Here is a 967-nt window from a genome sequence, read left to right as displayed (position 1 = left end):
GAGCAGTTAACGAATGAAATGAGTTAACTGCTCTGCAAGGATTTTCTTGAAAATCCTTGCCACGAAATGCGAGAAGGCAGGCTTTTGCCTGCCGTAAGCGAGCATTTCAAGTGTTAAATGCTCTAGAGTATTGTCACTTTAAAATTGCTCTGGCGGATGCGGGAGCAGACGCCCGCCACTGAGGCGCAAGCGCAACTTCAGCCGTTGCCCGAAGGGTTTATGGATGCTTCAGGATCTGTAACGCAGAAAACTACGCTTGCAGACAGCAGGTGTAACGAGCGGCTTGTTTCCACACAACCACTGTCGCCATTCGTAAGGCTCGCAGGCTCGCCAACGACTGCCGCGAAGACAGCAGAGCTATTTATTTGCGCGGTTAAACGCCGAAGCGAGCGCGCCTCAAACTTTGAGAATGTATATTCTCAAAGTTAAAATACTCTGACGCGACTGGTAGGGTGAGTTTGGGGAACAGACAGTAAAGCGGCGCATGCAAAGCAACCGCAGTTTATGAATGCAAGGCCGTCGCAAGAACAAATCTTGCGGCGGCCTTTGTGTATGCGTTGTATTTTTGCAGCGTGCCGGTGCGGCGGGTTGCGGCATAGCGCATTCACGCGCTGTGCGGCTGCGGTGTTTACCAGTCCAGGGTAACCTTGAAGGCGCGGGCCAGATCGTCCACGTGTTCGTGGGCAATGACGCTGTCGCCGGACTTGATGGTCAGGCGGCTGTCGCCGGTCACCGTGCCGATGCGGGTGCAGACCTGCCACTGGCCGAGAGCGTCAAAGATCATGGCCAGATCGGGTTTGACGCTCACAAGCAGGCGGCTGGCGCTTTCGCTGTACAGCAGTTCCGTCCTGTTCATGCTCTGGAAGGCCGGTACGGCGTCCAGGTTGATCTCCGCGCCCAGGCGTCCGCCGATGCACATTTCAGCCAGAGCAACGGCCAGACCGCCGTCAGAGCAGTCATGGCAGGA

1 protein-coding gene is annotated in these 967 nt (G+C 55.8%); it reads right to left on the bottom strand.

All coding sequences use genetic code 11. The features are described 5' to 3' along the window. Window positions 1-628: 628 nt before the first annotated feature. The coding region (locus V6C16_RS14225; protein WP_333543553.1) for an AIR synthase-related protein at window positions 629-967 on the bottom strand (339 nt) is incomplete at its 5' end.

The organism is Desulfovibrio sp. 1188_IL3213, from assembly GCF_036763145.1.
Taxonomy (GTDB): domain Bacteria; phylum Desulfobacterota; class Desulfovibrionia; order Desulfovibrionales; family Desulfovibrionaceae; genus Desulfovibrio.
The sequence above is the reverse complement of the archived record's forward strand: the minus strand, read 5'-3'. Positions and strand labels throughout refer to the sequence as shown.